This is a genomic window from Pseudoduganella buxea (assembly GCF_009720835.1).
GTDB classification, from domain to species: domain Bacteria; phylum Pseudomonadota; class Gammaproteobacteria; order Burkholderiales; family Burkholderiaceae_D; genus Rugamonas; species Rugamonas buxea.
In genome coordinates this window covers 1-662 of the sequence record NZ_WNKZ01000237.1, presented here as the reverse complement: position 1 = coordinate 662, position 662 = coordinate 1, and the positions used below count along the sequence as shown (strand labels likewise).

Annotated in this window: 1 protein-coding gene; it reads left to right on the top strand. The window is 60.9% G+C overall.

Features of this window, described 5'->3' with window-relative positions; all coding sequences use genetic code 11:
- Nucleotides 1–662, top strand: a 662-nt coding sequence (locus GM672_RS27790; RefSeq protein ID WP_229417990.1) for a GTP-binding protein, incomplete at both ends; no start/stop codon positions are given.

Sequence of the window (662 nt, the reverse complement as noted above, 5' to 3'; positions counted from 1 at the left end):
CTGTCGAAGAAATTCGGCGGCGAAGCGAAAGCCTACGACCAGATCGACGCTGCACCGGAAGAAAAAGCCCGCGGCATCACCATCAACACCGCCCACGTCGAGTACGAAACGGCTGCCCGTCACTACGCGCACGTTGACTGCCCAGGCCACGCCGACTACATCAAGAACATGATTACCGGTGCTGCCCAGATGGACGGCGCGATCCTGGTGTGCTCGGCCGCCGACGGCCCAATGCCACAGACCCGCGAGCACATCCTGCTGGCCCGTCAGGTTGGCGTTCCATACATCATCGTGTTCCTGAACAAGTGCGACCTGGTCGACGACGCAGAACTGCTGGAACTGGTCGAAATGGAAGTGCGCGAGCTGCTGTCGAAGTACGAGTTCCCAGGCGACGACCTGCCAATCATCAAGGGTTCGGCACGTATGGCCCTGGAAGGCCAGCCAGGCGAAATGGGCGAAGACTGCATCATCCGTCTGGCCGACGCACTGGACAGCTACATCCCAACGCCAGAGCGCGCTGTGGACGGCGCCTTCCTGATGCCAGTGGAAGACGTGTTCTCGATCTCGGGTCGCGGCACCGTGGTGACCGGTCGTGTTGAGCGCGGCATCATCAAGGTCGGCGAAGAAATCGAAATCGTCGGCATCATCGACACCGTCAAGAC